The organism is Candidatus Protochlamydia sp. R18 (assembly GCF_000648255.1).
GTDB lineage: Bacteria > Chlamydiota > Chlamydiia > Chlamydiales > Parachlamydiaceae > Protochlamydia > Protochlamydia amoebophila.
On the sequence record NZ_BASL01000685.1, the window covers coordinates 1 to 8031 of the forward strand.

Sequence of the window (8031 nt, forward strand, 5' to 3'; positions counted from 1 at the left end):
GGGTATTACACAATCAGGGCAAGAGGCTATTAAATATTTTAAACTCGCTGCCGATCAAGGCCATGCAGATGCCCAATACGAGCTTGGAACTCTGTAAAAAAGGGCAAGAAGTTGAACAATCCAGTCAACTAGCTCTAAGTTATTATCAACTTGCTACTGAACAAGGGAATGCTTAGGCAGCAATAAAAATTGGCTTTATTATTTCTCAACAAAACTAACTAAATTGGTTTAAAATTAAAATTTATAGCCGACTTTCCTCTTAAATAACCTGCTTTTTAAGCTCCAAAATTAGCCCAAAATAAAGCAATATTTAAGATCTGTGTATTTTTAGGAAACTTGAAAAAAGCATATCTTTTAAAGCTTAGAATTGTGGCTAGAATGCACAAAGCTTTTAAGAATTTATCACCTTGAAATTTGAGATTTTTTAAAAGCGTTAGAAAAGTTTGAAAATCTTATTAAAATAATAAAATAATAAAGCATTAAAAATATTTACAAATTTCCCTCATTAATAAAAGGAAGTTGAATAGATATAAATTTATTTAACTTTAAACATCTAATTATTTTAATAATAAACTACTAAAAGATAAATTTAATGAATTAAAGGTAATTTTAACTAGGTAAGGTTCTCAATTATCTATGGTAATCACAAATAAAATATTTTATTAAGCCAATGGGATTAGTTAGCTTTTTAGAAAATGAAAGTGTTTTCCTTACAAGTCTTGCACACTTTGTCTTAAGAGTACAATGAATCTTTCAAGGTAGCTTGTCTGACCAGATGGCTTGCTAACTGGGTTGATGTTGGCTCCAAGAAATAGTTTCCTAATAAACATTAAATTGATCAGTGAAATAGAGGGCTTTTTTTTAAGGATTCAAGCCGTTTTGCAAAAAAAGTCCAGCGTTTTTTAAAGGATCCACTAGCCTAGCAAGCACTTGGCAATTTTTTTATGGAAGACAAGCTATAACCACTGATCATTTTCAACTCATCGTTCTCATGACAAGTGACTTGGGTCTTTAAATCTTCCCTCAAGTAAATCATTGATAATGAAATCAATAAAATCTAGCAGCCATGGCATCCTTACCTCAAAAATTCTACCAACTCTAGGAAGAAACACTCTTTCTCAAAGAGCGTTTCTGGCAAGTTCCTTTGTGTGTTCGTTAATGATTTTAGCTTCATTGTTTTTTTAACTCTATTGATTATCAAAATACTAGGATTTATTGATCGAGTTGATCCCAACTGTGAATAATTCCTTTCATATCCTCTTTCAACATTGCATTGAGTTGCGGCTGGGTAACCATTTTCCGAAATTCTTGTCTTAAACGCTCATCTTGTAAACCTATGCAAGCTAAAGCCAAATAAGTGGAGAGGCAAGGTCTTTTTTGAATATCTTCGTTTTTTAATAGATTAAAACATGTATTTGCAACTTCAGGATTTTCTTTAAAAGCAAGTAAGCCAATCGCAGCACGTTCATTATCTTCATTCAGAGGTTTCCCGCAAACAACTTTTAATAAAAAAGCCTTTGCAGGATCCCCAATTGCTTTGAGCGCTCTAAGTATTTGTTCATCTGCAAAAAAATCTCCTTGACCAAGCGCTTCAAATAAAGAAATAATAGCTCGTTTGTCTCCAATTTTACCTAAACATTTAACTACCAAAGAGGGTAGCAATCCATAGCCAGGAAAAATTGGATCATAAAATTGCTCATTGCCCAAACATTCAATAAGAAGAGGAACAATTTTATCTTTCTCCGCCACAATGGCATTCACTTCTTTTTCTGCTTCTTCGTCTTCAGTTAAAATTAAATCAGCAATCAATCGAGGAAAACGATTTTGTTGATTTTGAATTTCATAAATAGAACGTAAATTTTGATACGTTGCTCTCGCGTCAGCCACTTTTTGCGCTTCCGATGCTGTAAAAAATAAAGCTGCTAAATTTTCTTTCATTTCAGCTTCAAGAGTTGCCAATCGTTCAATTCTCTCAATTGTAAAGTCAGGCTGAATTCCTTTTCCTTCTCCTTTATAATAATCTAACATGACAGAAAAGAGACCGCCAAAATGAGCGTCTCGATGCATTAAAATTTCATGATCCATTGCATCTACTAAAGGATAATGTTCAAATGGTTCGCCTGATTCTTGCATCATTCACCTAATTACTATTCGCTGTTAACAATTGCTTTTTTTTGATTTGCACGCATAAGAACTAAATTTGCGTTATAGCTAGATCTAACAAAAGGTCCACAATAAAGATGGGGTATTCCTATACTCAATCCATATTGCTCATATTTTTTAAAAATATCGGGATGAACAAAAGATTTTACAAGAAGTTTTTGCCGATTAGGTTGTAAATACTGTCCGATGGCGACAATTTCACATCCTACCCTTTTTAAATCTAATAATGTTTCAAAAATTTCTTCCTCAGTCTCACCTAACCCCACCATTATTCCCGATTTAACCTTAAGCTGGGAGTGATATTTCTTTTGAGCAGCTTGTTCAAGTACATTTAAAGTTCTTTCATAAGTGGCTTTATGTCTAACACGTGGAGTTAAACGACGAACTGTTTCAATATTATGATTAAAAATTTCAGGTTTAGCCTGTAAAACAAGGCTTAGAGCCTTTCGATTTCCTTCAAAATCTGAAGTTAAGACCTCAATAGTTACATCTTCATTGGTTTGCCTAATCGCGTCAATGACCTCGACGAGATGAGAACTTCCTCCATCAGACAAATCATCTCGTGCTACCATTGTGATTACAACGTGCTTTAATCCTAACTGCTGGACAGATAAAGCAACTCTCGACGGTTCACTTCGATCTAGGGGTTTAGGATTTTTTGAAAAGTCTATATCACAAAAACCACAGTTACGTGAACACTCTTTACCCATCACAAGAAATGTGGCAGTTTTTTTAGTCCAACATTCTAAGAGATTGGGACATTTAGCCTCTTCACAAACAGTGTGTAAGCGATTTTGGTTGATGACTTGCCCAGTAATCTGAAGTTGATTTCCTTTAGGAAGTGGCCGGTGCAACCATGAAGGAAAGCGGCCAAGCCCTACCACGCCATCTCCAGTATTTTCAGGATTATCTGGTAAAATATTTAAGCGACGAGTTTTTGGAGAGTTTTCCATCACAGCAGTCCTTTAAAAATTGAATCTTATCCCTTTTTTTGCGTTTTAGGGGGTAAGTGCAAGGGTAAGCCTTCCCCTAGTAGTGCTGTTTCTAGCCAAGCTTCCGGTAGAGTAGGATGGGCATGGATGGTTTCTGCCACACATTCCACGGTTAATTCGTTCGTAATAGCTAGAGTCATTTCTGCAATCATTACAGAGGCTTCATAACCAACAACTTGAGCGCCAAGAATCTGTCCTGATTTTTCTTCGACAACAATTTGGGCAAATCCTTCTGCCTGCAAAGCAGCTTGAGATTTTCCAAGCGCCTGAAAAGGAAAGCTCGCTAACTTAGCTTTATATCCTCTTTTCGTCGCTTCTTCAAGTGATAATCCGACTGTTGCGATTTCAGGATGAGTAAAGATTACGGAAGGAATCGCGTGATAATACATACGACTACTTTTTCCACAAATTTGGTCTGCTGCTATAAGGCCTTGGTGAGAAGCAACGTGAGCTAACCACCACTTCGATGCAATGTCCCCTACCGCGTAAATACCATCAACGTTTGTTTGCATTTTATCATTGACAGCAATCATCCCATTTTCTTGAACTAAAATACCTGCTTTGTCAAGTCCAATGTTTTTAGTATTGAGAGAACGACCTACTGCGACTAAACAACAGTCAGCAACGTAATGTTTTCCTTCTTCTACTTGAACTTGTATTCCCATCTCAACTTGTTCAATTTTTTGAACTTTTACACCTGTTTCTACTTGAATACCTCGCTTAATAAATGCTTTTGTCAATGCTTGTGATACTTCAATAGCCTCAGTCGAAATTAAACGTGGCAACAATTCTAAGATTGTCACATGGACACCAAGAGTGGCATAAAGAGAGGCAAATTCACAGCCAATGACTCCCCCTCCAACGATAATAAGTTTTTCAGGAAGAGTTTTCATGGCTAGCAGTGAGGTAGAGTCATGAATGCGTTCATAGTCAAATGGGAAAGCTGAAATATTACGCGGTTCTGATCCTGTCGCGATGATAATTTGATCGGCGGTAATACTTGTATTATCCTGACCTTTGATTTTAATTTCTCGAGGGGAAATAAATTGTCCAAATCCTTTAAAAACAGTAATTTTATTAGTTGCCATAAGCCCTTCTAAGCCTTTACGCATTCGTTCAATCACTCGGTCTTTATGGAAAGCAAGTTGAGCATAATCGATATTAACTTCACCCACATGAATTCCAAATTCTTTCGCTTCATGGATGCGATCAACAACTTCTGCTCCAGCAATTAAAGCTTTTGAAGGAATACACCCCCTATTTAAACAAGTACCACCCAATTCTTTGGCTTCAATCAATGCAACAGATTTACCTTGTTGTGCTGCTCGAATCGCAGCTGGATAGCCGCCAGGGCCTCCTCCAAGAACAGCCACATCGAATTTTTTTATTTCCATTATTCTCTCCTTCGATAAACTTGTCACTAGAGTTAAAACTTCCTAAATTTTTAATTAGCATAAACTCTAAAATGAGATGTTTAGCATATACAATTGTCAATTCAGAATCATCATACTTCTTTGAAAAATTTGGAAATAAATGCATCAAACAAGAAGAAAATAAGATCTCAAATAGTCTTTCCATATAAAAAAACTTATTATTAAAATAAAATAAAGATCTAAATCTACCTCTAAGTTAACAAAAACAAAAAAAGAAAGAAGAAAAGTCTTTTAAAAGTGCATTTAAAAGACTTTTCTAAATAATAATATTAGAATTCGTTTTTTCATAGAAAATGATTCTAAAAATTAGCTATTTTTGCTGTTTTCAACAATCTTTAAAGGCTAAAAACAACTTTTTTATTTACTTAAATTAAATTAAGTTAAAAATCACAATCAACTAAATAATAACAACTTAAGTTAGATATGCAATTCTATTTAATTTGGACTTGACAAAATTTATATGAAATTTTTCTCTAATGCTTGCGTTTTGATAAAGAAAAAGATAATATGTCAATAGGTGTTTATAATCCTTCTACATGGAGATCGGAGCATCCCAATAATAAGTTAAAAAGTTAAATATTTATATAAGATTAATAGGGCGTTTTAATGAGCGCAGTACCTAAAAAAAAGTTATGTTGGAATTGTGAAGGAAATGTCGCAAAAAACGTAGATAATTGCCCCTACTGCGGAGTATATATTCACGCTGTAGATGAAGAAAACTCAGGTTGGAGACCATCTTACCACTCATCGGAAGAAGAAGAAGAAGAAATTCCGACTCCTCTCTACCAAATCCAAGAAAATGAACAAAACGAATTTCAATCTAAGGAACAGACCGAATTAGCTGAAGGATCGTTTGTTACGATAGAAATGTCTTGGACTCTTCTCAAAAAAGACATTTTACCTACTTTATTTTTGATGTCAGGATCTATTTTTTTCTTGTTTGGAGTCGTTCTGCTTCTTTTTTCACAAGAAGGAACTCTTACCCTCCAATGGAAGAGCCATTATTGGAGTGTTTTTTTAGGTCTTAGCCTCCCTTTTATTTTTTTAGGTTGGAGATTTTTACAGACGCTGGAAAATGAGTAGAATTTCCTCAAATGACTCTCTAAATTCTATTATTTTGCAGATAATAAATCTGGATGAATTTATAAAAACTCACTCAAGCTTGATTATTAAGACCATAGGACCCACAAAGTTATGGTTGCCGGAATAATAGCCATTCCTGTGAATAAAAGTCCGTAGTACGTATAAGTTGAAAAAGTAACAGAATACCCATTCTTTTCCAAAAAACTCACTGCGACTATATTTGCTGATGCACCAACAGGAGTGATATTTCCTCCCAAACAAGTTCCAATAAATAAAGCAAACATTAAGAGAGACAAAGAAAAATCCGTATTATCCGCTACCTGTTGCACGACAGGAATCATGGCGAGAAGATAAGGGACATTGTCGACAAATGCTGATATGATTAAAGAAATAAAAATTAAAAAAAAATAAACCATCAATAGATTAGGAGGAACATGACTCACAATCCACTTTGCTAAAGCGTCCATCCACCCCTCTAAACGAACAGCTCCGACTAAAATAAATAGAGCCATCAGAAAAAAAGTTGTCTTCCAATCTAACGTCTTGAGAATCTGTTCTGTAAATACCCATTTAGGGCCTAAATGGTGCCAGATCAATCCTATTATAGCCAAACCCATTGAAAAAGATCCTACCATCCAAGAAGAATCTGGATCAAAAGGAGAGCCAATAGATAATCCTACAATCAAAATCACTAACAATAATGAAGGAATCCAAGATTTCACTTTTTCGAGTTTGATCAATTCAGCAGGTTGTTTAAAATTTCTGAAAAGATAAAAAGCCAGCCACAGTGTAAAAAAAGCACCCACTTGCACAATAAAAAAAATACCAGGCTTTCCTAAATAAACAAAAAAATCACCAAAAGTCATTTTCATATAAGTGCCTAAAATCATACTAGGCGGATCCCCAATCAACGTTGCAGTTCCCTGTAAATTGGAAAACATGGCTAATAAAATCAACGGTTTTACAGGTGAAATTTTTAATTTTTCGCAAAGCGCCAAGGCAACTGGAGCGATTAACAAAACAACAGCCACATTTTCAACAAACATAGAAATAATGCTTGATAAAAGAAAAATACTAATTAAAGCGCTTCTTACTGTTTTTGAACGGTCAACTAACCATTCCGCAAACACAGCTGGGACTCGCGAATACAGAAATAACTCTGCCAAAATCAATGTCCCCATGAAAAGCCCCATAACGTTCCAGTGAATTTCATGAAAAGCCGCTAACAACCCTATTTGTTGTAAAATAATTAAAGCAGCAACGCCTATTAATGAAATCATCGCTTTATGCTGAGGAACTAAGACAAAGCTAATATAGCAGGCTACAAAGATCACCAAAGAAATCATCATGCCTCAATCAATTAAATAAAAATTTGTTATACACAAAATCTCTTCTTGATTAAAACATAAATTGTCATCCAATGTTTTAAAAATACTCTTATAACCACGATTTTACTATTAAGGTATATATGATTTTATTTGAATTTGATGAAGAAACTCCCTTTTTTCCAATCAAACGTTTTAAAGAAATTCATGATATTCAAATTAATCTTCCGATCATTCAAGATGAGTTGATCGAAAATAAAGTTTGGCTCCGATGGGGTAGTGATACCTATGATCAATCAGGTCATTGTCAATTTCTAAGTGGGAATTGGACTGTTTTTCCCATCTATTTTGGGAACTATTCAGGTCACGGAATGGAAGTCAGTGCAGGCTTAACTTTAGAGCAAAGGGAACAAGTATTAGATTCTCTTCCTATCCGATTTCCTAAAACGACAGCTCTTTTAAAACATTTCCCTAGCATTAATTTCGTCGCTCTTTCAAGGCTTCATCCCCACAGCGACTTAGCCCCTCATCGACACAACAATCCTCTCTCATTTATTTGCCATTTAGGATTAATTATTCCTGCTGAAGAACAATGCGGATTAAAAGTCAAAGATCAAACCTTCATTTGGAAAAAGCCAGGTGATGGGATTGTTTTTAATGACAACTTAGAACATAGCGCTTGGAATTATTCTAATGAAGAACGTATCATTTTGTATATTGACTTCAGAAGACCTTTAGAAACATTTAAAAAATAGTTACTAAGGCCTCTTTTCCAATTTAAATTTTCAATGCTGGAAGAATGTGGCCCAATGAATGTGACATCGAAATTTGTTGAATAAATTCCTGAAAATTACTCATTCGAGGTGATTCAAACTTTTGAGAAAAACATTTTCAATGACATTTCTATTGGGGATATAGATTCCATTGATAAAATTAATAGCTTTTCGAATGAAAAGTTACTTAAGAAAAAAAGTAGTTTGAGAAAAACATTTTCAATGACATTTCTATTGGGGATATAGATTCCATTGATAAAAT

The 8031-nt window shown here is 34.6% G+C and carries 6 protein-coding genes and 1 pseudogene; 2 read left to right on the top strand and 5 right to left on the bottom strand.

Annotated features, from left to right (window positions below; genetic code table 11):
- Positions 1 to 630: 630 nt before the first annotated feature.
- The 4 genes and pseudogenes from TY19_RS12790 to lpdA form a co-directional block, all read right to left on the bottom strand.
- Positions 631 to 1181 (bottom strand): annotated as a pseudogene (locus tag TY19_RS12790) (IS1 family transposase); the annotation flags it as partial.
- A 31-nt stretch (positions 1182 to 1212) separates the two neighbouring features.
- Positions 1213 to 2133 (bottom strand): HEAT repeat domain-containing protein, encoded by a 921-nt coding sequence (locus TY19_RS05245; protein WP_042280359.1) that lies wholly within the window; start codon positions 2131 to 2133, stop codon positions 1213 to 1215.
- A gap of 14 nt (positions 2134 to 2147) precedes the next feature.
- A complete protein-coding gene (gene lipA / locus TY19_RS05250) occupies positions 2148 to 3116 on the bottom strand; it encodes a lipoyl synthase (protein WP_079979212.1) in 969 nt (322 codons plus the stop codon).
- A 26-nt stretch (positions 3117 to 3142) separates the two neighbouring features.
- Positions 3143 to 4549 carry a dihydrolipoyl dehydrogenase gene (gene lpdA, locus TY19_RS05255; protein WP_042280357.1) on the bottom strand — a complete coding sequence of 469 codons (1407 nt, stop codon included), beginning with the start codon at positions 4547 to 4549 and terminating at the stop codon, positions 3143 to 3145.
- Positions 4550 to 5194: 645 nt separating this feature from the next.
- Between lpdA and TY19_RS05260 the strand changes: the two genes are divergently transcribed.
- Positions 5195 to 5671, top strand: coding sequence for a hypothetical protein (locus tag TY19_RS05260; RefSeq protein WP_042280355.1), 477 nt, complete (start codon positions 5195 to 5197; stop codon positions 5669 to 5671).
- An 86-nt stretch (positions 5672 to 5757) separates the two neighbouring features.
- Here TY19_RS05260 and TY19_RS05265 read toward each other — a convergent pair whose 3' ends face one another.
- Positions 5758 to 7020 (bottom strand): ArsB/NhaD family transporter, encoded by a 1263-nt coding sequence (locus TY19_RS05265; RefSeq protein WP_226988478.1) that lies wholly within the window; start codon positions 7018 to 7020, stop codon positions 5758 to 5760.
- A 119-nt stretch (positions 7021 to 7139) separates the two neighbouring features.
- Here TY19_RS05265 and TY19_RS11685 point away from each other — a divergent pair, with 119 nt between their 5' ends.
- Positions 7140 to 7751, top strand: a complete 612-nt coding sequence (locus tag TY19_RS11685; protein ID WP_052354760.1) for an aspartyl/asparaginyl beta-hydroxylase domain-containing protein — start codon at positions 7140 to 7142, stop codon at positions 7749 to 7751.
- The last annotated feature ends 280 nt before the right edge of the window (positions 7752 to 8031 follow it).

What these genes read in the sequence shown, in the direction of transcription:
- TY19_RS05245 (WP_042280359.1), bottom strand. Translation starts at nt 2,133, where the DNA reads ATGCAAGAATCAGGCGAACCATTTGAACATTATCCTTTAGTAGATGCA.
- lipA (WP_079979212.1), bottom strand. Translation starts at nt 3,116, where the DNA reads ATGGAAAACTCTCCAAAAACTCGTCGCTTAAATATTTTACCAGATAAT.
- lpdA (WP_042280357.1), bottom strand. Translation starts at nt 4,549, where the DNA reads ATGGAAATAAAAAAATTCGATGTGGCTGTTCTTGGAGGAGGCCCTGGC.
- TY19_RS05260 (WP_042280355.1), top strand. Translation starts at nt 5,195, where the DNA reads ATGAGCGCAGTACCTAAAAAAAAGTTATGTTGGAATTGTGAAGGAAAT.
- TY19_RS05265 (WP_226988478.1), bottom strand. Translation starts at nt 7,020, where the DNA reads ATGATGATTTCTTTGGTGATCTTTGTAGCCTGCTATATTAGCTTTGTC.
- TY19_RS11685 (WP_052354760.1), top strand. Translation starts at nt 7,140, where the DNA reads ATGATTTTATTTGAATTTGATGAAGAAACTCCCTTTTTTCCAATCAAA.